We start from the raw sequence: 22,010 nt of genomic DNA on the forward strand, positions 1-22,010 counted from the left end.
TCGGACCGCTCAGCCGTCCAGCTTCGACGGGTCCAGGGCCGCCTTCTTCACCCCGAGCCTGCGGTTGAGCAGCAGGGTGATCGCGTAGAGCACCAGGCCGAGCAGGAGCAGCAGCCCGGCCAGCTCGTACTGGATCGTGTCGCGCCCGGAGAACGGCAGGACCAGGTACAGGCTCGCGACGGCGCCGACGACCGGCAGCCCGGGCGGGGCCCGGAAGTGGTCCTCGGCGATCCGGTCGCGGCGCAGCACCAGCACCGCGATGTTGACGACGGTGAAGACCGCGAGCAGCAGCAGCGACGTGGTGCCGCCGAGCGCGGAGACGACGTCGGAGTCCGAGTCCAGCGACACGTAGCTGATCAGCGCGAACGAGATCAGCGTGGTGAAGATGATCGACACCCACGGCGTGCGGCGGAACGGGTGCACCCGGGCCAGCGGCTTGGGCAGCACGGCCTGGTTGGCCATCCCGTAGAGCAGCCGCGAGGCCATCAACATGTTGATCAGCGCCGAGTTGGCGACGGCGAACATCGAGATGAACGGCAGGACCAGGTCGGCCGGGATGCCGGGCGCCCCGGCGCGGACGACCTCGACCAGCGGGGTCTCGCTCGCCGCCAGCGGGCCGACCGGGACCAGCGCCACCGCGCAGATGGCGACGAGCACGTAGATGACCCCGGTGATGGTCAGCCCGGTGATCATGATCTTGGGGAAGATCCGGCGCGGCTCGTGGCACTCCTCGGCCATGTTCACCGAGTCCTCGAAGCCGACCATCGCGAAGAACGCCAGCGAGGTCGCCGAGGTGACCGCCAGGAACACCCCCTTGTCCTCGGGGGTGTCGAAGGCGACGACGCGCGACCAGTCGGCGTCGCCGCCGGCGATGGCGTAGATCCCGATCAGGATCACCAGCAGCAGCCCGGACAGCTCGACCAGGGTGAGGACCACGTTGAGCTTCACGCTCTCGCCGACGCCGCGGAAGTTCACCAGCGCGACCAGCAGCATGAAGCCGAGCGCGATCAGGACGATCCCGCCGTTGCCCAGGTCCAGCCCGAAGCCCTCGTTCAGGTTCGCCGCGAACGCCCGCGACGCCGTCGACGCCGAGGTGATCCCCGAGCTCATCACCACGAAGGTGACCATGAACGTCAGGAAGTGGATGCCGAACGCCTTGTGCGTGTAGAGCGCCGCGCCTGCCGCCTGCGGGTACTTGGTGACGAGCTCCAGGTAGGAGAACGCGGTGATCATGGCGATGGCGAAGGCGACCAGGAACGGCACCCACGCCGCCCCGCCGACCTCCTCGGCGACCTGGCCGACCAGGGCGTAGATGCCCGTGCCCAGGATGTCGCCGATGATGAACAGCAGCAGGAGCTTGGGCCCCATGACCCGCTTCAGCGCCGGCCCGTCCTCCGCCGTCGGCGTCGTGGCGTCCGCCATCGTGGTGCGCTCCCCTCCGCGACGGCCCGTGCCGCCCGCGACCGGCTCAGCCTGGTGGGGGGTTCGTGCCGTGTCGAGTCGAAAGGGTGGAGTGTTTCATCTGGATTGAGCATGTGTGATCCCGCTCACGTGGCGTTCACTGTCCGGCGTCCGCTCGTCGCAGGAGCCGGAGGTCGCCGTGCGTACCGCATACCGAGTGATCGCCCATCTCGTCGCGCTGGAGGTCCTGATCCAGGCCGCCGCGATCGCCTACGCCGTGTTCGGTCTCGGCACCTGGATCGAGGGTGGCGGGGTCCTCGACAAGGCCGGGATGGAGAGCGAGACGACCGACTTCACCGGGGTCGGCGGGTTCGCGCTGCACGGCATCAACGGGCAGATCGTCGTCCCGGTGCTGGCGCTGGCGCTGCTGGTCGTCGCGTTCTTCGCCCGCGTCCCGGGCGGGGTGCGGTGGGCGGGGATCGTCGTCGTGCTGGTCGCGCTGCAGGTCCTGCTCGGCATCCTCGGGCACTCGGTGACCGGGCTCGGGGCGCTGCACGGGATCTGCGCGCTCGCGCTGTTCGCCTGCGCCGTGGTCGCGGGGCAGCGGGCCGGCTCGCGGTCCGGTGCCGCCGCGACGGCCGGCGAGCGGGTCGCCTGAGCCCGGGAGCGCCGCCATCGCCGCCGACCCCGTCCCCACGGCACGGCCGGAGCCCGGCGAGCCGCCCGGTCCCCCCGGGGAACCGCCGGACGGTCCGCCCGCTGCGCCGCGGCCCGGGCGCCGCCGGGTGGCCGTGGCGGTGCTGGCGACGTTCGCCCTACTGGCTCCGGTCGGATGGCTGTGGTGGGGGAGCCTGCTGCCGACCCCGTACGCGGTGACCGACATGGGCTACGTCGACACCGGCGGCGCCCCGGCCCCGGAGACGCACGACCACCACGGGGTGGGCGTCGACACCCTGCGCGAGACCTCGGCGGCCGCCCCCGCCGTGTCGCTGACGCTCACCGCCCGCAGGCAGGCGATCCCGCTGCCCTCGGGCCGCACCCTCGACGGCTACACCCTCAACGGGACGTCGCCCGGCCCGCTGATCCGGATCCGGCAGGGCGACGTGCTGCAGGTGCGGCTGGTCAACGCCGACGTGCCGGACGGCATCACGCTGCACTGGCACGGCGTCGACGTCCCGAACGGCGACGACGGCACCGCCGGCGTCACCCAGGACGCCGTCGGGCCGGGTGGGGAGTTCGTCTACCGCTTCGTCGCCCGCGACGCGGGGACCTACTGGTACCACTCGCACCAGGTCGCGAACACCCAGGTGCAGCGCGGCCTGTACGGGGTGCTGGTCGTCGAGCCGCGCGACGGCCCCACCGGGCCGGACGTGGTCGCCGCCGCCCACGTCCACGAGGGCGCACGCCTGCTCGACGGCCGCCACGCCGTACTGCCCGTCCCCGCCGCGCCCGGCACCCGGATCCGGGTCCGGATGGTCAACACCGACAACGGCCCGACCTCGGCGTGGGTGACCGGGGCGCCGTACCGGCTGGTCGCGATCGACGGGACGGAGGTGCACGACCCGCCCCCGGTGACGGGGGAGTCGGTGCTGCTCACCGCGGGCGGCCGGCTGGACCTGGAGGTGACCGTCCCACCCGGCGGCGCCCGGGTGGAGATCGGCGGCAACGCCGCGGTCGTCCTCGGCGACGGCCCCGGCCCGGCGGCGGCACCACGGCCGGACCGCGTGCTCGACCCGCTGGGCTACGGCAGGCCCGCGCCGCTCGGGTTCGACCCGGCCGCCGCGGACCGCCGCTTCGACTACGACATCGGCCGCCGCCCCGGCTTCGTCGACGGCGTGCCCGGTCTGTGGTGGACGGTCGACGGCCACATGTGGCCGGACGTGCCGATGTTCATGGTCGCCCGCGGCGACGTGGTGCGGATGCGGATCGCCAACGGCAGCGGCGAGGTGCACCCCATGCACCTGCACGGGCACCACGCCGTCGTGCTGTCCCGCAACGGGGTGCCCGCGACGGGCAGCCCCTGGTGGATCGACTCGCTCGACGTCGCCGACGGCGACAGCTACGAGATCGCCTTCGTCGCCGACAACCCCGGGGTCTGGATGGACCACTGCCACAACCTGACGCACCCGTCGGAGGGCCTGACGGCGCACCTCATGTACGAGGGGGTGACCACGCCGTACCGGGTCGGCGGGCCGTCGGGCAACGACCCGGAGTGAGCAGGCTCAGCCGCGGTGCCGGGGCCGACGCGGGGTGTCCGGGTAGGGCTCGGGGGAGCCGTCGTCGACCGGGCCGGGCTGCGACGCGTGCGGCGGGGGCATCGGACGGCCCTGCGGCGGGCCGGGCGGCATCGGCTGCGCCGGCGGCTGCCCGACGGCGCGGGGCGCCGGGGCGAGGGCCCGCTCGCGGTCCCGCTCGGCCTGGTCGCGGAGCAGGTCGCGGATCTCCTTCAGCAGGTCGAGGTCGGTCTCCAGGGCCGGGTCCTCGACGTCGCGCTTGCGGCGCTCCTGGAGCCACTTCATCGGGAAGACGACCAGGAAGTAGATGACCGCGGCGGTGATCAGGAACGTGATGACGGCGTTGAGGAAGCTCGCGTAGTCGAGCTGCACCTCGTCGGTCAGCGGGATCGTGCCCGGGGGCACGGCGTTCTCCCCGCCGGAGAACAGCCGGAGCAGCGGCTCCAGGAACGCCTTCGTGAAGGCGGTGACCACGGCCGTGAACGCCGCACCGATGACGACGGCGACCGCCAGGTCGATCACGTTGCCACGCAGCAGGAATTCCTTGAAGCCCTTCAGCACGCCGGAGCACTCCTCGAGATCGGGTCGGGGGCGGGGGTGGGTCCGGCGAAGGAGGCTAACCGGACCGTGACCTCCGTGCCGGGCCTGCGCCCGCACGGTGCGGCCCGGCGCGGCGGACGGGACGCGCCGGTCGACGGGCGGCCCGGGTGCGGGGGCGCGGGTCAGGCGGTGGGCCCGGCCCCGGCGTCCGGGCCGCGCTCCCCGGCGGGGCCCTGCGGGGTGACCGGGCGGGCCGCGATGAGCCGGTCCAGGAAGTCCCCGGCCTCGCGGGCGGCGCGGTCCACGTCGCCGTCGGCGATGGCCTCGACGATCCCGGTGTGGGAGATGTCGTCCTCGGTGCCCGCGGTGCCGGGCATCGTGGTCTTCACGCTGTCCGCGACCGCCTCCACCACACCCCGGTAGAGCTCGACGAGCAGGTCGTTGCCCGCACACCGGACGACGGCCACGTGGAAGTCGGTGTCCGCACGGGCCGCGCGCTCCAGGTCCGCGGTGTCCGGCTCCTCCCCGCGACGGCCGTACGCCGCGACGGCCGCGACGGCCCGGTCGCGCCCGGCCAGCGCCGCCCGCAGGACGGTCAGGTCGGCGTCGGTCCGGCGGGCGGCCGCCATCCGGGCCGCCTCGACCTCCAGGGTGCGGCGGACCTCCAGCACCTCGCGCAGCTCCGGGCCGCACAGCGTGCGCAGCGCCCCGGACAGCTCGGTGGTGGCCCGCACGTAGGTGCCGTCGCCCTGGCGTACCTCCAGGAGGCCGCCGTGGGCGAGGGCGCGGACGGCCTCGCGGACGGTGTTGCGGCCGACCTCCAACGACGAGGCGAGCTCCGACTCCGGCGGTATCCGGGCACCGACCGGCCACTCCCCGCCGGTGATGGCGGAACGGAGCTGGTCGATGACCTGGTCGACCAGGCCACCGCGGCGCGCTGTGACGAGAGGCACCGGATCATCCTTCCATCCGAACATCCTATGTCTGTAACAATACTGTTTCGTGAGCATTGCTGAGCAGGAGACACGCGCGGAGGAGACCATCGCCACCGGACGGGCCGAGGAGACCGGGCCGTCGCGCCGCGGTGCGCTCGTCGGGACTCCGCTGCTCGTCGTGGGGGTGGCACTGGCCGCCTCCAACCTCCGCCCGGCCGTGACCTCGATGTCCTCGGTGCTCGGCGAGGTCCGTGACGGCCTCGGCGCCTCCGCGGTCTGGACCAGTGTGCTCACCGCGGTGCCCACCATCTGCTTCGGCCTCGCCGCGATCGCCGCCCCGCTGCTCTCCCGCCGGCTCGGCATGGCCCGCGCGATCGGCCTCGCGATGGCGGTGCTGACCGCCGGGCTCGTGCTGCGCGTCGTCGACGGCCCGTGGGTCGTGCTCGGCGGCACCTTCGTCGCCGCGGCGGGCATCGCGATCGGCAACGTGCTGATCCCGGTCGTGGTGAAGCAGTCCTTCCCGCACGCCGTCGGCCGGGTCACCGGCGTCTACACCGCCGCGCTGGCCGCGGGCGGTGGGATCGGCGCCGCGTTCACGCCGCCGCTGGAGCCGCTGCTCGGCGGCTGGCGCGGTGCGGTCGGGGCGTGGGCGCTGCTGTCGCTGGCCGCGCTGGTCGTCTGGACGATCGGGGCCCGGCACGGTGAGCCGGAGCCGGTCGTGCGCACCGACGCGGGGGAGCGGCGCCCGATGGTGCGCCGGCCGCTGGCCTGGGTGGTCACCGCGTTCTTCGGGCTCCAGGCCTGTGTCGCCTACGTCGCGATGGGGTGGCTCGCGGAGCTGTTCGTCTCGGTCGGGGTCACCCGCACCGACGCCGGGCTGATGCTCGCCCTGATCAACCTGATCGGCATCCCGCTCAGCTTCGTCATCCCGCCGATCGCCCTGAACCGGGCGTCCCAGTCGGGTTGGATCGTCGGGCTCGCCTGCTGCTCCCTGGCCGCCGTCGCCGGGCTCGCGATCGCCCCGGCCACCGCGCCCTGGCTGTGGACGGTCCTGCTCGGCGTCGGCATGGCGGTCTTCCCGCTGGGGCTCGGCGTGATCGCGCTCCGCACCCGCGAGGCCGCCGAGACCACCGACCTGTCGGCGATGGCGCAGGGCTTCGGCTACCTCATCGGCGCGACCGGCCCGTTCCTGTTCGGGATCCTGCACGGGCTCACCGGGTCCTGGACGCCGTCGCTGGTGCTGCTCGGCGCGGTGATCGTCGCCGAGATGGTGCTGGGCTGGGTCGCGGGACGCCCGCGCTACGTCTGAGTCCCGCCCGCGCGGCGCCGGGCCGCTGATATATGAGAGCCCCCGGTGCCGCGTCCGTCGTCGTGGGCCCGGTGTACCGTCGTGACCGCCCGATCTCCCGGCGCATCCCCGCCCGGCGGCGGCCCGAGATCGGGGTCCTCGATCCGTCAGGGAGTACTCGTGACCGACACCGCCCTTCCCCCGGCCGGGGACACGGCGCGGCTGGTCGACCAGACCGGCCCGTACTTCGGCCGCTTCGGCGGCCGCTACGTCCCGGAGGCGCTGGTCGCCGCGCTGGACGAGCTCGAGCAGGCCTATCACACGGCCATGTCCGACGAGGCCTTCCAGGCCGAGCTCGCCGAGCTGCACCGCACCTACTCGGGCCGCCCGAGCCTGGTCACCGAGGCGCCGCGGTTCGCCGCGCACGCCGGCGGCGCGCGCATCCTGCTCAAGCGCGAGGACCTGAACCACACCGGCTCGCACAAGATCAACAATGTGCTGGGGCAGGCGCTGCTCACCAAGCGCATGGGCAAGACCCGGGTCATCGCCGAGACCGGTGCGGGCCAGCACGGCGTCGCCTCGGCCACGGCCGCCGCCCTGATGGGCCTGGAGTGCGTCGTCTACATGGGCGAGGTCGACACCGAGCGCCAGGCGCTCAACGTCGCCCGGATGCGCATGCTGGGAGCGGAGGTCCGCCCGGTCACCTCGGGCACGCGGACCCTCAAGGACGCGATGAACGAGGCCATGCGCGACTGGGTCACCAACGTGGCCGACACGCACTACCTCATCGGCTCGGTCGCCGGGCCGCACCCGTTCCCGGCGATGGTGCGCGACTTCCAGCGGATCATCGGCGTCGAGGCGCGGCAGCAGGTCCAGGACCTCACCGGTGCCCTGCCCGACCTGGTCTGCGCCTGCGTCGGCGGCGGCTCCAACGCGATGGGCATCTTCCACGCGTTCCTCGACGACACCTCCGTCGAGCTGGTCGGCTTCGAGGCCGGCGGCGACGGCGTCGACACCCCGCGGCACGCGTCGTCGATCGGCGGCGGTGACGTCGGCGTCCTGCACGGCTCGCGCAGCTTCATCCTCCAGGACGAGGACGGCCAGACCCGCGACTCGCACTCCATCTCCGCGGGCCTGGACTACCCGGGCGTCGGCCCGGAGCACTCGTGGCTGCACGACATGAGGCGCGCCCGCTACGAGTCGGTCACCGACGCCGAGGCCATGGAGGCCTTCCGCCTGCTCTGCCGCACCGAGGGCATCATCCCGGCCATCGAGAGCGCGCACGCGCTGGCCGGTGCGCTGCGCGAGGCGACGCGCCTGGGCGAGGGCAAGGTCGTGCTGGTCAACCTGTCCGGCCGCGGCGACAAGGACGTCGACACCGCCGCGAAGTACTTCCAGCTGATCGACGACGAGGGCAACGCCGTGACGGACGGAGCGGTCTGATGGGCAGCGTGGCGCAGCGGATCGAGCAGGTCCGCGCCGAGGGCCGGGCCGCGCTGGTCGGCTACCTGCCGGTCGGCTACCCGACCGTCGAGGGCTCGGGCGAGGCGATGCGGGCGATGGTCGCGGGCGGCGTCGACGTCGTCGAGATCGGCCTGCCCTACTCCGACCCGCTGATGGACGGCCCGGTCATCCAGCGCGCCACCCAGCAGGCGCTGGACAACGGCGCCCGCAGCCGGGACGCCTTCACCGCCGTGCGCGCGGTCGTCGACGCCGGCGCCCCGGCGCTGGTCATGACCTACTGGAACCTGATCGACCGCTACGGCGTCGAGCGGTTCGCCGCCGAGCTCGCCGAGGCCGGCGGCTCCGGGCTCATCACCCCGGACCTGCTGCCCGACGACTGCGAGGACTGGCTGACCGCTTCGGAGTCCCACGACCTGGACCGGGTGTTCCTCGTCGCGCAGACGACCACCCCCGAGCGGATGCGGATGACCGTCGAGGCCAGCCGCGGGTTCGTCTACGCGGCGTCGCTCATGGGCGTCACCGGCGTCCGCTCGGTCGGCGTCGAGGCCCGCGACCTGGTCGCCCGGACCCGCGAGGTCGCGACCCTGCCGGTGTGCGTCGGCCTCGGCGTCCGCACCGCCGAACAGGCGGCCGACGTCGCCGGCTACGCCGACGGCGTCATCGTCGGGACGGCGTTCGTGCAGGCGCTGGAGTCCGGCGGGCCGTCCGCGGTCGAGTCGCTCGCCCGCGAGCTCGCCGAGGGCGTCCGCGCCGCGGAGCGCGTCTCCGCCTGACCCTCCTCCACCGGCCGCGTCCGCCCCGCGTGGGCGGGCGCGGCCGTCGTGTGCCGTCGGGCCGTCGGTCGCAGCTCCCGACCGGCCACCGGCCGATCGACCGGCCGTCCGCAGCGGCCCCGCCGGGTTCCGGGGTGCCCGGGGCTGCCGTCTCCGGCTGTGCCGGCGTGCCCGATCGCGCCGCCGGAGGCCGACTGCGCGGGACCAGCGGTGGTCGCGCGCGGTGAACGTCGTGTCCCTGAGAGTCATCGCGCCGGTCGGTCGTACGTCCGTACTCCGACCGGAGCGATCGGTCCCCGCCCGCCGGACACCCACGACCGGACGGCGGTGCGTGTTCTCAGGAACGCAACCCCGTCCCGGTGGGGTTCCTATGTTCGTGTCACCGCACCGCGGCCCGCTCCCCCTGGATGCCGCGGCGGTGGCCGGGGCTCCCCACCCGGCCGGTTCCACGAACCGGAGTGATCCGATGACCCGCCCCGCCCTGCGCGGACGCGCCCCCGGCGTCCGCCCGACCGTAGCGTCGCACCCGCGACCGGCCCGAGGCCGGTCCGTGACGGTCCACCGCTCGCGCACCCACCACCCCCGCCCGCTGCGGGCACCCTCACCGGCCGGGCGCACGCCCGGTGACCGGTGACCCGCCCGGTTCCGCATCCGGTCACCGCACCCCTGCGGCGGGACACCCCGCCGCCCGCCGACGCCTGGCTGGCGCACCGCCGCGCCCGCACGGTGTGGGGATCCGTGCTGGTCACGGTCCTCGTCGGCCCGTCGTTGATCTGGATGCTCCGTTCCGGACCGCAGCCGCTGCTGCACCAGCTCTCGGTGCTGACCGGGCTGCTCGCGCTGTCGGCGATGGTGATCGTCGCGGTGCTGCCGTCCCGGGTGCGCGGGCTCTCCGGCGCCCTCGGCCTGGAGACCCTGCTCGGCCTGCACCGCAGGCTCGGCGTGCTCGCCGGGGTGCTGGTCGCGCTGCACCTCGCCTGCGTGGTGGCCGACCACCCCGAACGTGTCGGGCTGCTCGTGCCGCTCGCCGCACCGGCCCGCGGCCAGGCCGCCACCCTCGCGACGATCGCGGTCGTCGTGCTGCTGCTGCTCGCGCTGCGCGGTGTCCGGTCCGGCTCGCACGAGGTGTGGCGCTGGCTGCACCTGAGCCTGGCCGCGGTTGTCGTCGGCGCGTCGTCGCTGCACGTGCTGTGGCTGAACAACCTGGTCGGCGACGCCGTCATGGGGCCCGTGCTGGGCGGGCTCGGCCTGCTGCTGGTCGCGGTGCTGGTGCTCCGCTGGGGCGCCCGCGCGGCGACCGGCGAGTTCCGGGTGCACGTCGTGCGCCCGGAGAGCCCCACCGTGTCGACGCTCGTCCTCGCCCGGCCCGGCCGGCACGCCGGACCGTGGTTCCGGCCCGGCCAGTTCGCCTGGCTGCGGCTGGAGCGGATGTCGGTGGAGGAGCACCCGTTCACCATCGCGTCGTCGGCGTCCGACCGCGGCCGGGTCGAGTTCACCGTCCGGCACACCGGCGACTTCGCCGGGCGGTTGCGCGAGCTGCGTCGCGGCGACCCGGTCTGGGTGGACGGCCCCTACGGCTCGTTCACCCCGGACTCGGTGCCGTCCACCGGGCTCGTGCTGATCGCGGGCGGCGTCGGGATCACCCCGATGATGAGCATGCTGCGCACCGCCGCCGACCGCGGCGACCGGCGGCCGTACCGGCTGGTCGTGCACGCCCGTGACCGCGCCGACCTGCTGTTCCGGGCCGAGCTCGCGCACCTGCGCACGCTGATCGACCTGCAGGTCACCGAGGTGCTGCGCCGCCCGTCGGCGGACTGGTCCGGGGCGACCGGGCCGATCGACACCGCGCTGCTCGCCGCCGTCCTGACCGACCTCGAGGACCCGGCCCGCCGGCTCGACTACTTCGTCTGCGGCCGACCGCAGCTCGTCGGCGACGTCCTCGCCACCCTCACCGCGCTCGGGGTCCCGGACGACCGGGTGCACACCGAGCAGTTCGCCCAGGTCTGAGAAGGGGAGAACCCATGTCCCGCCGGATCCCCGGCCCGCTCCGCTGGTCGGTGCTCGCCGCACTGGCCGCGGTCGCCGCCGTCGTGCTCGCCCAGTACTGGGTGGCGACCTCGGCCGCCACCGACCAGCAGCAGGGGTGGACGCAGACCCGGTGGGGTCCGCTCGGGCCCGCCGACCGCGACCTGCTGCAGAAGGTGCGCCTCGCCGGTCTCTGGGAGGCCCCGACCGGGCAGCAGGGCGAGCAGCAGGCCACCTCGCCCGCCGTCCGCGAGGTCGCCCGCAAGCTCGGCGTCGAGCACCACGACCTCGACGAGCTGGTCCGCTCCACCGCTGAACAGCTCGGGGTCCTGCTGCCCAGCAGGCCCAACGACCAGCAGATCGGCTGGATGAACGACCTGACCGCCCGCACCGGGACCGACTACGACCGCCAGTTCGTGCAGATCCTGCGCGCCGCGCACGGCTCGGTCCTGCCGGTGATCACCGACGTCAAGGTCGGCACCCGCAACGAGCTCATGCGGCAGTTCGCGAACGAGGCGTCGGTGTACGTCACCCGGCACATCGGCTATCTGGAGTCGACCGGTCTGGTCGACTACGCGGCGCTGCCCGCCCCGCCCGATCCGGTGCCGACCGGGACCCGCACCGCGTCCGACGTCGTCGTCCCGGCGCTGGTGGTCGGGGTCGCGCTGCTCGCCGCGGGCGGGCTGCTCATGACCCTGCACCGGCGCGGCCGCCCCGCCCCCGGCCCGGCCGCCGCCTTCGTCCCCGCCCCGCGCCACCCCCGCGACGGCGCCCGGCGGGCCCTGCCGGTCGGCCCACCCGACCCCTGGGACGAGCTGGCGCACGTGCCACCCGTCCGGCCGCAGCCCGATCCCGGGCCCGGCCTCACCGACGCCACCCCCCACGACCTCGACCTGGACACCGACACCGGAGCGCCGCCCTCCCGCACCACCGGAGCGCACCGCACCGCCCCGAGGAGCCGATACCGATGAGATCCACCACCAGCCGCAGCAGGACGATCGCGGTCACCGCGCTCGCCCTGGGCCTGCTCGTCGCCGGGCCCGCCGCGTACGCCGCCGGGGCCGCCTCCGCCGACCGGAGCGACCGGCCGGCGAACGTCGCCGCCGGGCCGTCCGACTCGACCGGCTCGTCCGGAGGTTCCGGCTCCTCCGGCTCCTCCGAGGGTGCCTCCGGATCCGGGAGTTCCTCCGGGGGCGGGGAGCACGACCACGCCGGGCACACGGGCTCCGGCTCATCGGGCTCCGGCTCATCGGGCTCCGGTGACGGGGCCGGTGACAGCGCCGGGGCCGGTGGCGGCTCGGCCGACCAGGGTGCCGGCGGCGCGGGCGACGGGGAGAAGAAGGGCGCGCAATCGGCGCTCGACATCCTCGCCGTCGACTGCTCCGGCAGCCGGCTCACCGCCCACGACGGCTTCCAGAAGGCGCCCCGCTGCGTGTCCACCGCGTTCGGCGAGGTCGCCGACGCCGACCGCAGCCCGTCGCTGCTCATCACCCAGGCCCCGACGAAGGTCCGGTCCGGGGAGTCGTTCCGCCTGACCGTCAGCACCCGGAACCTGGTCCGCGACCGGTTCCTCCCCGCGGCCCAGGGCGGCTACTACGCCGAGGCGTCCCTGCTCAACGGCCAGGGACTCCAGCGCGGCCACTTCCACACCGCCTGCCGGATCCTGCCCGACCCGGGCGAGGCACCGGACTCGTCGCCCGATCCGCTGTTCTTCCAGGCCACCGAGGACGGCGGTGGAGGGGCACAGCCGGACAGCGTCACGATCGACGTGCCCGGGGTCGAGCAGACCGGCGAGCTGCAGTGCTCGTCGTGGGCGGGGGACGGGTCGCACCGCACCCCGATGATGCAGCGGGCCAACCAGACGCCCGCGTTCGACTCGGTCCGGATCGAGGTGGGCTGACATGCGACTCTCCGGACCCCTCCTGACCATGGTCGCCGTGGGCGCGGTCGCCGCCGGGGCCGCGACGGCCAACGTCGTGCTCACCGCGGAACCGGAACCGCTGCCCGCCGCCGTCGAACAGGCCGCCGGCTCGACCGCCCTCCCGGCGGCGCCCGCTCCGACGGCCGCCCCGGCACCGGCCGCGACCGGCAAGGTCGTCTACAAGGGCCGGTCGACGAACGGGAAGGTCACCGTCGACATCCGGGTCACCGACGGCGCCGTGAAGGCCTACGTCTGCGACAACCGCGGCATCGAGTCCTGGACGAAGGGCACCGCCACACCCGGCGGCACCACCCGCCTGACCGGCAAGGACGGCGCGGAGGTCGAATACACCGTCGCCGACGGCGTCGCCACCGGCACCGCCCGCGCCGACGGGAGGTCCTGGGACTTCACCGCGACCCGGACCGACGCGTCCGACCCGGCCCCGGCCGCGACGCCGGCCCCCGCACCCGCCGAGGCCCCGGCCCAGGCGCCGGCCCCGTCCACCGGCGGCAGCGGCTACGGCGGTGGGTACTGATGTCCCCCCGCGCGCGGCACGCGGACCGCGAGCTCACCGACCCGGTCGGGTTCGCCCCGGTCCCCGCGGACATCCCGAGCCCACGCGGCCCCGAGCACAGCGGCGGCTGGGCCGCCGTCCCGGAGCCGTCCTGGGCACCCGATCACGACCCCGACGGCGGCGCGGACCGGTGGGCGGGCACCGCCGACCGTCGCCGCGACGCCGTCGCAGGGGACCTGTTCACCCCGACCGGCCCGCTCACCCCGCCCCCGGGTGGCGGCTCGGGCGCCCACGGGGTCACCACGCCGCGCCGCCCGGCGCCCGCCGCCGGGGCCGCGCGTCCCGGCCGCCCGCGCCGGGCCGCCGGTGACGACCCGCCCTCGGGATGGTCCGAGGGCGCCGACGACACGGCCTGGTCCGGGAGCACCCCCGGCCGTTCCCGGCCCGCCGGCGCGGACCGGCTGCACTGGTCCGACCACGCCGACCACGCCGACCACCGTGGCCGGCCGGCAGGCACGGCCGACCACCCCGACGCCTACGAACCGCTCGCCGGCTACGCCGAACCCGGCCGCTACGACCGGACGGGCTACGGGACGGGCGACGGGGCGACCGCCGGCGCCGACGTCCGCACCGGCGCCCCGGCCGAGGACCCGACCGCCGCGTACCGCGAGCGCCCCGCACGCCCCGCCGTCCGCGACCGGGCCGACGGCGACGACGGCGCCGCCCGCAGGCCCGGTCGCCGCGGCCCCGGCCGTCGACGGTCCCGCGGGACGGCACCCGACCCGGCGCGCGCCCGTCGCCGCCCCGACGCCGAGGCTGCCCACGACGTCGCGGTCCCGGCGGAGGTCCTGTCGTGGCGGGTCGTGGCCGTCCCCGTCGTGGTCGGGTCGCTGGTCGCGGTCGCGCTCGGCGTCTGGGCCCGCCAGCACGTCGGCACCGGCGTCGCGGTCAACCTCGCCGGCTTCTCCAGCGGCGCCGCGGCCAAGGCGTGGCTCGGTTCGGCCGCCCTGGTCCTCGCGATCGTCCAGGGCGTCACCGGCCGGATGATGATGCGCGGCTACGCCGACCCGGTCACCGCGGTCGCGCACCGCTGGTCGGGCCGCGCCGCGGTGCTGGTGACCGTGCCCGTCGCCGTGCAGTGCCTCTACGCGTTCGGCTGGTCCGGCGCGACGACGTCGGCGCTGCTGCACTCCGCGCTCGGCTGCCTGTTCTACGGCGCGTTCGTCACCAAGATGCTGCTCCTGCGCCGCCCCGGCGTGCCCGGGTGGCTGCTCGCCGTCGCGGGCGGGGTGCTGCTCGCCGTCCTCGCCGGGGTCTGGCTGACCTCGGCGCTGTGGTTCTTCGCCGGCCACGGCCTGTCGTTCTGACCCCCCGACCGCTCCCACCGTCCTCCGGAGGTCCCCCGTGTCCCCGATCCCGCGCCGCCGGCTCCTCGCCGGCGCCGGTGCCGCCGTGGCCTGCTGCGCCGCGGGCTGCGCCACCTACGGAACCCCGCGCGACACGGCACCCGCCGCGCCCGCACCGACCACCCCCGCCCCCGCGGCGGCCGCCCCGAGCAGCAGCGCCGCCGCGGCACCGGCCGGCATCGCCGCCGTCGACGACGTCCCGGTCGGCGGCGGCCGGGTCTTCGCCGAGCAGAAGGTCGTCGTGACCCGCCCGGACGCGGACACCGTCCTGGCGTTCGACGCGACCTGCCCGCACCAGGGCTGTCTCGTCGACCAGGTCTCCCAGGCCGGCATCTCCTGTCCCTGTCACGGCAGCCTGTTCGCCGTCTCCGACGGGGCCCCGCTCGACGGCCCCGCCCAGGCCCCGCTCACCTCGCGACCGGTGCGGGTCGAGGGCGGGCAGGTGATCCTGGCCTGACCGGCAGCCCGCGGGACCGGCCGACCCACACCGTCGTGATCGTCGCGGGTCGGAGCTCTGTCTGCGCGTTCGCGTTCGCGTTCGCCCAGGAGAGCGGCCGCCCGCTGAGAGCCCCGCGGGCGAACGACGGACTCGGCTGGTCCCGACGGCCGAACGCATTCCCATCCGTCGCGCTCGCGGGTCCGTCCACCGGTCGGGGTCTCAGCTCGCGAACAGCGGCCCCCGTCGGTCCGTAGCGTGCGGTCCGCACCGGTTCCGTGGCCGCTCCCCGACTTCCGCGCCGCGCGACACGTCGCCGGATCCGGCGACGCTCCCCGTCGCCGGACCCGCGCGTCCCGACCACGGTGCCGGAGGACCGCCGTGCCCGGGACCTCGACCCCGGGCACGGCGGTGCACACCGCCGACGGAAGGTCCCCATGAGCACGTCCGAGACCCGTACCGACACCCCCGCCGCCCGCGTGCCCGCCCCGCGTCGTGCCGACCGCGGCGAGCGCTGGACCGAACGGCTGGGCTGGGAGGAGTCCCCGGCCCGGGGGTCCCGGGTCAGCCGAGGGTGAACGGGTCGCGGGTGCCGCCGGACAGCTCCACCCACACCGACTTGTTCTCCAGGTACTCCTCGACGGCCGCGACGCCGTTCTCCCGGCCGAGCCCGGAGTGCCCGAACCCGCCGAACGGGACGCTCGGCGCCACCACCCGGTAGGCGTTGATCCACACCGTGCCGGCCCGGATCCGTCCGGCGACGCGGTGTGCCCGGTGCACGTCCTTCGTCCACACCGCGCCGGCCAGGCCGTACGGGGTGTCGTTGGCCAGCTTCACGGCCTCGTCCTCGTCGGTGAAGGTGAGCGCCGCGAGCACCGGGCCGAACACCTCCTCCCGGTAGACCGTGGACTCGGGCGTCACCCCGGTGATCACGGTCGGCTGCACGAAGTAGCCGCCCAGCCCGGACTCCGCGGCCCCGCCGTAGGCGACGGTGTTGCCCTCCGCCTTCGCCGTCTCCAGGTAGCCGAGGACCTTCTCGTACTGCGGCCCGTTCGCAACCGGACCCATCTCGGTGTCCTCGGCGTTCGGGTCGCCGAGCGTGATCGTCGCCGCGCGCTCGGCGATGAGCCGGACGAGCTCGTCGTGGACGTCGGCGTGCACGATCAGCCGCGACCCCGCCATGCAGGTCTGGCCGGTCGCGGCGAACACGCCGGCGATGATCCCGTTCGCGGCCGACTCCAGGTCGGCGTCGGGGAACACGACCTGCGGGGACTTGCCGCCCAGCTCCAGGGTGACCTTGTTCAGGTTCGCAGCGGCCGCCTTCGCGATCGACCGACCGGTCGCGGTGGAGCCGGTGAACGCGACCTTGTCGACGCCCGGGTGACCGGCCAGGTGCGCGGCGGTGTCCCGGTCGTTCGTGGTGACGACGTTGACCACACCGGCCGGGATCCCGGCCTTCTCGATCAGCTGGGCCCACCTGAGCGTCGAGGCGGGCGAGTGCTCCGACGGCTTCACGACGATCGTGCAGCCCGCGGCCAGCGCGGGCGCGACCTTCCAGGTCATCAGCAGCAGCGGGGAGTTCCACGGCGTGATCGCCGCGACGACGCCGACCGGCTCCTTGCGCGTGTAGACCAGGTAGTTCGGGTTCGGCGCCGGGATCTGGCGGCCCTCGATCGTCGGGGCGATCCCGGCGTAGTAGTGGTACCAGCCGCCGAGCCCGCTCAGCTGGCCGATCATCTCCCGGTACAGCTTCCCGGAGTCGTTGACCTCGGTCCGGGCCAGCGCCTCGGCGTTCTCGGTGATCAGGTCGCCCAGCCGGCGCAGGCAGGCGGCGCGGGCGAACGGGGTCATCGCGCCCCACTCGCCGTCGAGCGCGGTGCGGGCGGCGGCGACGGCGGTGTCGACGTCGTCGGGGCCGCAGTCCGGCACGGTCGCCCACGGCGCTCCGGTGAACGGGTTCTGCGTCTCGAAGGTACGGCCGGACGCCGCGTCGGACGGCTTCCCGCCGATGAGCATCCTGAAAGACTCGAGCTCGGCCATGGACGGTCCTTTCTCCAGCGGCTCCGATGGCGCACGTCCTCGCCGGTGACCCTACGAACCCGGGCCGCAATCCGCAGCCGGTGCAGGATGGGCACATGGCACTCGATCTGCACCATGTCGTGGACGGTCCGGCCGACGGACCGGCCGTGCTGTTCGGCCCGTCGCTGGGGACCGACCTGCACCTGTTCGACGCCCAGGTGGCGGCCCTGTCCGACCGCTTCCGCTGCGTCCGGTTCGACCTGCCCGGCCACGGCGACTCGGCCCCCGTCACCGGTGACCTCACGATCTCCGAGCTCGGCCGCGGCGCGCTCGCCGCCGCCGACGCCGCCGGGATCGGGGACTTCCACTACGTCGGCGTCTCGATCGGCGGGGCGATCGGCCAGTGGCTCGGCGTGCACGGCGGGGAGCGGGTGCGCAGCATCGCGGTCCTGGCGACGGCGGCGCGCTTCCCGAACCCGGACTCGTGGCCGCAGCGCGCGGCGACCGTGCGGGCCGACGGCACGGCCGCGATGGTCGGTTCCCGGCCCGGGACCTGGTACGTCGAGACCTGGGCGCAGCGCGACCCGGCCGGTGAGCAGCGGCTGCTGGACATGCTGCGCGCCTCCGACGACGAGAGCTACGCCGCCTGCTGCGCCGCCATCGGCGCCTTCGACATCCGCGCCGAGCTGGGTGCGGTGTCGGTGCCGGCGCTCGTCGTGGCGGGGGCGGACGACCCGGCGACGCCGCCGTCGTCGCTGCACGAGATCGCCGACGCGATCCCCGGCGCCCGCTACGCCGAGGTCGCCGACTCGGCACACCTGCTGAACTACGAGCGCCCCGACGAGGTGAACGCCCTGCTCACCGAGCACCTGCCCGGCAGCTGACGTCGATCAGTACCTGAGCGCGGTCCCGACCGCGGCGCACCGCGCTCAGGTACTGATCGACACGGCGAGGCCGGGGTGTCAGGGCGTCCGGGTGGCGCGGCGGGCGCGGTAGGCGGCGACGTGCGCGCGGTTCGCGCAGTTGCCGGTGTCGCAGAACCGCTTGGACCGGTTGCGGGACAGGTCGACCAGCACGGCGTCGCAGTCCTCGGCGGCGCAGCGACGCAGCCGGGACAGGTCGTCGCCGCGCACCAGGTCGACGACCGACATCGCGATCTCCGCGCCCATCCGGTCCGCGAGCGGCGCGTCCTGGGGCGTGACGTGCAGGTGCCAGTCCCAGCCGTCGTGCCGCGCGAGGTGGGGGCGCGCGTCGGTCTCGGCGAGGATCGCGTTGACCAGCGTGACGGTGCCGTCGCGGTCGGGGCCGTCGTCGTCGCCGTGGGCGGGCCACAGTCCGGCCAGCCGCTCGCGGAGCGTACGGACGGCCCGGCGCTCGTCGTCGGAGCCGGCGCGGCGCCCCGAGTACGGCTGCTCGGCCAGCCACGCCGCGAAGCCCGGCACGTCGTCGAGCGGGTCCGGCTCGGCCCGACGGGTGTTCACCAGCGCCGCGGCCGCCGCGAGCAGCACCTGGGTGTCATGGGCGAATTCCATGTTGACCCCTGACATGGTCGGTTCCTAGTGTCAGGAGTCTATGGGTACTTCGGTCGTGACACGGGATCACATGGTCCGCGGGCTGATGTGGGCGCTGGTCTCGGCCGCCGCGTACGGCTTCTCCGGGCCGCTCGGCGCGGCGTTCCTGGAGGCGGGCTGGTCGCCCGGACTCACGACGCTGCTGCGCATCGCGGGCGCCGCCGTCCTGCTGCTCCCGGTCACGGTCGTGATGCTGCGCCGGTACCCGCTCAGTGCGCCGAACGCCCGCAAGGTCCTGCTCTACGGCCTGGCCGCCGTCGCCGGTGTCCAGCTGTGCTTCTTCCAGGCGCTGCAGCACCTGTCGGTGGGCGTCGCGCTGCTGCTGGAGTTCCTCGCGCCCGTACTGCTCGTCGGCTGGACCTGGGTGCGGACCCGGCGCGCGCCGGCGGCGGTGACGCTCGTCGGCTGCCTGGTCTCGCTCGCCGGACTCGTGCTGGTCGTCGACCCGTTCGGGCCCCAGCGCGTCGACCTGACGGGAATCCTGTGGGGCCTCGGCGCGGCGGTGTGCGTCTGCGTCTACTTCCTGCTGCCCGGCGGCGACGACGAGGGCGGCGTCCCGCCGCTGCTGATGATCTCCGGGGCGATGGTCGTGGGCGCGGTGACGCTCACCGTGACCGGTCTGCTGGGCATCACGCCGTGGCGGGTGGGGGAGTCCAGCGGCCGGCTGGCGGGCGTCGACGTGCCCTGGCCGGTGCTGCTGGGGATGCTCGTCGTGCTCGCGACGGCGCTGCCGTACCTCACGGGGATCATCGCCATCCGCCGGCTCGACACGCGCGTCGCGTCGTTCGTGGGGCTGTCCGAGGTGATGTTCGGTGTGCTGGCGGCCTGGGTGCTGATCGCTCAGGTGCCGACCCTGGTCCAGGTGGGCGGTGGGGTGCTGATCCTCGGGGGGATCGTGCTGATCCGGCGGGCGGAGAACCGGGTCGCGGCGACGCCGAGTGAGATCGCCACCCAGGGTTGAGCTCGGGCCGGAGTCGTTGGCGGCTATAGCGTGACGCGCTATAATTGTGCGGTGCTGCGGTCGTTCAACGGGAGCCTCACCGAGGAGATCTGGAACGGATGCAGGCCTCGGCGGTTCGACCCGAAGCTGGCCCGTGTCGCGCTGCGCAAGCTGACCGTGCTGCACGCCGCGGTCACGCTCGGGGACCTGGCGAGTCCCCCGGGGAACCGGCTCGAAGCATTGCGGGGTGATCGGGCCGGGCAGCACAGCATCCGCATCAACGACCAGTGGCGGATCTGTTTCCACTGGACCGAGGCGGGCCCCGAGGACGTCGAAATCGTGGACTACCACTGAGGAGGAGATCGTGGACGAGTTGGCACCGGTCACTCCTGGCGAGATCCTCGCCGAGGAGTACCTCGAACCCCTGGGGCTGAGCCAGAACGCGCTGGCCAAGGCCATTCATGTCGACCCCATGCGTATCAACCGCATCCTGCGCGGCAGTCAGGCCATCACCGCGGACACCGCGCTGAGGCTGGGGCGCTATTTCGGGACGACCGCGCAGTTCTGGCTCAACCTGCAGGACAACTACGACTTGCGGACGGCGGAGCGGTCCGTCGACCTGACCACGATCATGCCACGGGCGAGTGCCTGAGTTCGCGCCTCGCGCGGTCAGGTCTCGAAGCCCGGGGGGCAGCATCCTGACGCGGCGGGCGTGGCCGCGCCTCGTCGGGACTCTCGCGATCGGATGACGCACCCTTCGAACGGGCTGTCGACTCCGTTCCGATGACTGGACGGGAGCTGTACCGGCTGTGAGTGACGGAGTGGTCTAGCGGCCGATCTCGTAAGTCAAGCGGTAGAACGAGCCGGTGACCGTCGCTGCCGCCGTGCCCGCCGACGGGTGTACACGATCTTCGTGGGAGGGTGATCACACTCCGAATTCTGCCTTTCGGCAGGTCAGGAGAGGGCCCCGCAAGACGTGTGCGGGCATGAACAGTAGAGGTCGAGCGTGTCGAACCCAGGCCACGAGGGCCCGCAGCGCGAATCCGGCTCGCAGTTCGTCACTAGCTCTTTCTGTATGGGCGGTGAGTGTGTCGCGGTCGCGGCAACGTCCGAGGGCGTTGTCGTCCGCTCGACGACGACGGGGGCAGAGGTCGGCTTCTCCGACTCGGAGTGGGTCGCATTCGTCGCCGGGGTCCGGAACGCCGAATTCGATCTGAGTCGCCTGCGTAGTTGATCCGATCACGCTTCCAGGTGATCTAGCAGCCTCTGTCGCGTGGCGTCGACGTCGAGCGCGCTCGGAAGAACGTTCTTCCAGACGTTCTCGTACTCGGCTACGTCGGCTGCAGTGTCATAGTACGAATCTCTCTCGGTGCTCTCGACGTTGATGACCGGCCAGTCGGTCGTCGGGTCTCGCGGATCGAAGATCGAGAACGTGCTGACGGCGCGAGTCCACCCGGCCGAGAACGGGAGGATCTGGAGCTTCACGTTCGACTGCGCGCTGCGGCGGAGGAGGAGGGCGATCTGATCGCGCATGATGGTTGGATCCGTCACCCGATGCAGGGCGACCTCGTCGAGGACGACGTGCAGTTCCAGTGGGGGTGCGTCGGTTCGATCGAGATTGATGACGTTCTGTCTACGCATCCGGACCTCGACGATTCGATCTATCTCGGCTCTGGGTAGATCGAGCTGACCTGATCCGAGGAGGCTCCGTGCGTAGGCCTCGGTCTGCAGGAGTCCGGCCATCGGCATCGCAAAGGTCCGCTTCCTCCGAGCCTCCGTCTCGAGGGACAGCAGCTGATCCAGATTTCCACCTGCGACGTTCGTCGCCAGGGGCTGCCACCACGCAGGCGACTTGGCTTCGCCGGCCCACTCCAGGATGCGCTCGCTCTCCGCGGGGGAGGCCTTGTAGATCGTCAGCAGATCCCGTATGTCCCGGAACTTGGGTTCAACCTGCCCGGTCTCGATCCGGGACAGCTTGGACGGTGAGATCTCCATCTGCTTGGCGACTGGCGCGAGTTGAAGATTACGAGCCATGCGGAGTTGTTTCAGAGCGTGACCGAGCCGCTTGCGGACGACTATCGGACCGTGCGTCACGGTCATGTCACGACCTCCTCAGCGCGAACCTGAGCTGAGAGTAGTACTCGGACGCCGCCGCCGGATGCAATTGCAGGACTGATTTTGCATCTGGTCTGGTGCAGGCAGTCGTTCGCGTCGCATACTCGCCTTTCACCTGGGAGGGCGGCCACCCCGCCCGACGAACGGGGGTGCGAGATGTTCCGACGACGCATGATTCGCACGTACGGGCACGTATCGACCGTCCGGGGGTGGTCGGGATGATCACCTGGCTGATCCTCGTCGGGGGTGTGCTGCTGCTTCTCTGGTTCGCCGTCCTCATCGGGACGCAGATGGACACCGAGGCCCAGCGAAGGGTCTGGGCTCAGGTTGCGGCTGAGCGTCGGCGTAGGTCGGAGGCAGAGCAGGACGGATTGTGTGCGACCTGCCCGTTCCGCGACACCGGTCGTGCCTGATCGGTCGGGCATGTC

At 73.7% G+C, this 22,010-nt stretch carries 23 protein-coding genes and 1 pseudogene; 18 read left to right on the forward strand and 6 right to left on the reverse strand.

Going from position 1 to position 22,010, the window contains the following annotated elements; all coding sequences use genetic code 11:
* Nucleotides 1–9 precede the first annotated feature (9 nt).
* Entirely contained in the window at nt 10–1,422 is a 1,413-nt protein-coding gene (locus ZF1_RS01345; protein WP_476653394.1) for an APC family permease, read from the reverse strand.
* A gap of 196 nt (nt 1,423–1,618) precedes the next feature.
* Here ZF1_RS01345 and ZF1_RS01350 point away from each other — a divergent pair, with 196 nt between their 5' ends.
* A complete protein-coding gene (locus ZF1_RS01350; protein ID WP_482636307.1) occupies nt 1,619–2,059 on the forward strand; it encodes a DUF6220 domain-containing protein in 441 nt (146 codons plus the stop codon).
* A gap of 139 nt (nt 2,060–2,198) precedes the next feature.
* A complete protein-coding gene (locus ZF1_RS01355) occupies nt 2,199–3,617 on the forward strand; it encodes a multicopper oxidase family protein (RefSeq protein WP_482636308.1) in 1,419 nt (472 codons plus the stop codon).
* 201 nt (nt 3,618–3,818) lie between these two features.
* Here ZF1_RS01355 and mscL read toward each other — a convergent pair.
* Both mscL and ZF1_RS01365 read right to left on the reverse strand, forming a co-directional pair.
* Nucleotides 3,819–4,196, reverse strand: a pseudogene (gene mscL, locus ZF1_RS01360) (large conductance mechanosensitive channel protein MscL); the annotation flags it as partial.
* Between the two features lie 161 nt (nt 4,197–4,357).
* A complete protein-coding gene (locus ZF1_RS01365; protein ID WP_208823789.1) occupies nt 4,358–5,128 on the reverse strand; it encodes a FadR/GntR family transcriptional regulator in 771 nt (256 codons plus the stop codon).
* Nucleotides 5,129–5,177: 49 nt separating this feature from the next.
* On the opposite strand from ZF1_RS01365, the gene ZF1_RS01370 reads away from it, so the two are divergent.
* The 10 genes from ZF1_RS01370 (at nt 5,178) to ZF1_RS01415 (ending at nt 15,515) form a co-directional block, all read left to right on the forward strand.
* Nucleotides 5,178–6,419, forward strand: a complete 1,242-nt coding sequence (locus ZF1_RS01370; protein ID WP_308292819.1) for a CynX/NimT family MFS transporter — start codon at nt 5,178–5,180, stop codon at nt 6,417–6,419.
* Between the two features lie 159 nt (nt 6,420–6,578).
* A complete protein-coding gene (gene trpB / locus ZF1_RS01375; RefSeq protein WP_208823786.1) occupies nt 6,579–7,841 on the forward strand; it encodes a tryptophan synthase subunit beta in 1,263 nt (420 codons plus the stop codon).
* Complete coding sequence (gene trpA / locus ZF1_RS01380) at nt 7,841–8,635, forward strand: tryptophan synthase subunit alpha (RefSeq protein WP_482636309.1); 795 nt, start codon at nt 7,841–7,843, stop codon at nt 8,633–8,635. The genes trpB and trpA overlap by 1 nt, the downstream gene beginning before the upstream one ends.
* A gap of 630 nt (nt 8,636–9,265) precedes the next feature.
* Nucleotides 9,266–10,642 (forward strand): ferredoxin reductase family protein, encoded by a 1,377-nt coding sequence (locus tag ZF1_RS01385; protein ID WP_482636310.1) that lies wholly within the window; start codon nt 9,266–9,268, stop codon nt 10,640–10,642.
* Nucleotides 10,643–10,656: 14 nt separating this feature from the next.
* Nucleotides 10,657–11,631 (forward strand): DUF4142 domain-containing protein, encoded by a 975-nt coding sequence (locus tag ZF1_RS01390; protein WP_405420314.1) that lies wholly within the window; start codon nt 10,657–10,659, stop codon nt 11,629–11,631.
* Entirely contained in the window at nt 11,628–12,560 is a 933-nt protein-coding gene (locus ZF1_RS01395) for a hypothetical protein (RefSeq protein ID WP_482636311.1), read from the forward strand. Before ZF1_RS01390 ends, ZF1_RS01395 begins: the two co-directional genes overlap by 4 nt.
* A 1-nt stretch (nt 12,561) precedes the next feature.
* Nucleotides 12,562–13,116: a hypothetical protein gene (locus tag ZF1_RS01400; protein WP_482636312.1), complete on the forward strand. Its 555-nt coding sequence runs from the start codon at nt 12,562–12,564 to the stop codon at nt 13,114–13,116.
* Nucleotides 13,116–14,462, forward strand: coding sequence for a DUF6529 family protein (locus ZF1_RS01405; protein ID WP_482636313.1), 1,347 nt, complete (start codon nt 13,116–13,118; stop codon nt 14,460–14,462). Before ZF1_RS01400 ends, ZF1_RS01405 begins: the two co-directional genes overlap by 1 nt.
* 37 nt (nt 14,463–14,499) lie before the next feature.
* On the forward strand, nt 14,500–14,958 hold the full coding sequence (locus ZF1_RS01410; protein ID WP_379673228.1) for a Rieske (2Fe-2S) protein: 459 nt from the start codon (nt 14,500–14,502) through the stop codon (nt 14,956–14,958).
* A gap of 416 nt (nt 14,959–15,374) precedes the next feature.
* Nucleotides 15,375–15,515: a hypothetical protein gene (locus ZF1_RS01415; RefSeq protein ID WP_253068195.1), complete on the forward strand. Its 141-nt coding sequence runs from the start codon at nt 15,375–15,377 to the stop codon at nt 15,513–15,515.
* Here the strand turns inward: ZF1_RS01415 and ZF1_RS01420 are convergent.
* Nucleotides 15,502–16,977 (reverse strand): aldehyde dehydrogenase, encoded by a 1,476-nt coding sequence (locus ZF1_RS01420; protein WP_482636314.1) that lies wholly within the window; start codon nt 16,975–16,977, stop codon nt 15,502–15,504. The two genes, ZF1_RS01415 and ZF1_RS01420, sit on opposite strands and share 14 nt — an antisense overlap.
* 95 nt (nt 16,978–17,072) lie before the next feature.
* Between ZF1_RS01420 and pcaD the strand changes: the two genes are divergently transcribed.
* Nucleotides 17,073–17,840 carry a 3-oxoadipate enol-lactonase gene (gene pcaD / locus ZF1_RS01425; RefSeq protein WP_482636315.1) on the forward strand — a complete coding sequence of 256 codons (768 nt, stop codon included), beginning with the start codon at nt 17,073–17,075 and terminating at the stop codon, nt 17,838–17,840.
* Nucleotides 17,841–17,918: 78 nt separating this feature from the next.
* Here the strand turns inward: pcaD and ZF1_RS01430 are convergent, their stop codons facing one another.
* Nucleotides 17,919–18,488 carry a CGNR zinc finger domain-containing protein gene (locus tag ZF1_RS01430; RefSeq protein WP_178376746.1) on the reverse strand — a complete coding sequence of 190 codons (570 nt, stop codon included), beginning with the start codon at nt 18,486–18,488 and terminating at the stop codon, nt 17,919–17,921.
* 55 nt (nt 18,489–18,543) lie between these two features.
* On the opposite strand from ZF1_RS01430, the gene ZF1_RS01435 reads away from it, so the two are divergent.
* From ZF1_RS01435 to ZF1_RS01450, 4 genes are all read left to right on the forward strand, one after another.
* Nucleotides 18,544–19,488, forward strand: coding sequence for an EamA family transporter (locus tag ZF1_RS01435; RefSeq protein WP_482636316.1), 945 nt, complete (start codon nt 18,544–18,546; stop codon nt 19,486–19,488).
* A 51-nt stretch (nt 19,489–19,539) separates the two neighbouring features.
* Entirely contained in the window at nt 19,540–19,821 is a 282-nt protein-coding gene (locus tag ZF1_RS01440; protein WP_482636317.1) for a type II toxin-antitoxin system RelE/ParE family toxin, read from the forward strand.
* Between the two features lie 10 nt (nt 19,822–19,831).
* A complete protein-coding gene (locus tag ZF1_RS01445) occupies nt 19,832–20,119 on the forward strand; it encodes a HigA family addiction module antitoxin (protein ID WP_476653406.1) in 288 nt (95 codons plus the stop codon).
* 354 nt (nt 20,120–20,473) lie between these two features.
* A complete protein-coding gene (locus ZF1_RS01450) occupies nt 20,474–20,701 on the forward strand; it encodes a DUF397 domain-containing protein (protein ID WP_476653408.1) in 228 nt (75 codons plus the stop codon).
* 5 nt (nt 20,702–20,706) lie between these two features.
* Here the strand turns inward: ZF1_RS01450 and ZF1_RS01455 are convergent, their stop codons facing one another.
* Nucleotides 20,707–21,567 carry a helix-turn-helix domain-containing protein gene (locus tag ZF1_RS01455; protein ID WP_476653410.1) on the reverse strand — a complete coding sequence of 287 codons (861 nt, stop codon included), beginning with the start codon at nt 21,565–21,567 and terminating at the stop codon, nt 20,707–20,709.
* 233 nt (nt 21,568–21,800) lie between these two features.
* On the opposite strand from ZF1_RS01455, the gene ZF1_RS01460 reads away from it, so the two are divergent.
* Nucleotides 21,801–21,995 (forward strand): hypothetical protein, encoded by a 195-nt coding sequence (locus ZF1_RS01460; protein WP_482636318.1) that lies wholly within the window; start codon nt 21,801–21,803, stop codon nt 21,993–21,995.
* Nucleotides 21,996–22,010 lie beyond the last annotated feature (15 nt).

The sequence above is a fragment of the Pseudonocardia sp. ZF1 genome, assembly GCF_056835605.1.

Excerpts from the sequence above, each read along its gene's own strand:
- ZF1_RS01345 (WP_476653394.1), bottom strand. The coding sequence starts at position 1,422 with ATGGCGGACGCCACGACGCCGACGGCGGAGGACGGGCCGGCGCTGAAG.
- trpA (WP_482636309.1), top strand. The coding sequence starts at position 7,841 with ATGGGCAGCGTGGCGCAGCGGATCGAGCAGGTCCGCGCCGAGGGCCGG.
- ZF1_RS01390 (WP_405420314.1), top strand. The coding sequence starts at position 10,657 with ATGTCCCGCCGGATCCCCGGCCCGCTCCGCTGGTCGGTGCTCGCCGCA.
- ZF1_RS01395 (WP_482636311.1), top strand. The coding sequence starts at position 11,628 with ATGAGATCCACCACCAGCCGCAGCAGGACGATCGCGGTCACCGCGCTC.
- ZF1_RS01400 (WP_482636312.1), top strand. The coding sequence starts at position 12,562 with ATGCGACTCTCCGGACCCCTCCTGACCATGGTCGCCGTGGGCGCGGTC.
- ZF1_RS01405 (WP_482636313.1), top strand. The coding sequence starts at position 13,116 with ATGTCCCCCCGCGCGCGGCACGCGGACCGCGAGCTCACCGACCCGGTC.
- ZF1_RS01415 (WP_253068195.1), top strand. The coding sequence starts at position 15,375 with ATGAGCACGTCCGAGACCCGTACCGACACCCCCGCCGCCCGCGTGCCC.
- ZF1_RS01420 (WP_482636314.1), bottom strand. The coding sequence starts at position 16,977 with ATGGCCGAGCTCGAGTCTTTCAGGATGCTCATCGGCGGGAAGCCGTCC.
- pcaD (WP_482636315.1), top strand. The coding sequence starts at position 17,073 with ATGGCACTCGATCTGCACCATGTCGTGGACGGTCCGGCCGACGGACCG.
- ZF1_RS01430 (WP_178376746.1), bottom strand. The coding sequence starts at position 18,488 with ATGGAATTCGCCCATGACACCCAGGTGCTGCTCGCGGCGGCCGCGGCG.
- ZF1_RS01455 (WP_476653410.1), bottom strand. The coding sequence starts at position 21,567 with ATGACCGTGACGCACGGTCCGATAGTCGTCCGCAAGCGGCTCGGTCAC.
- ZF1_RS01460 (WP_482636318.1), top strand. The coding sequence starts at position 21,801 with ATGATCACCTGGCTGATCCTCGTCGGGGGTGTGCTGCTGCTTCTCTGG.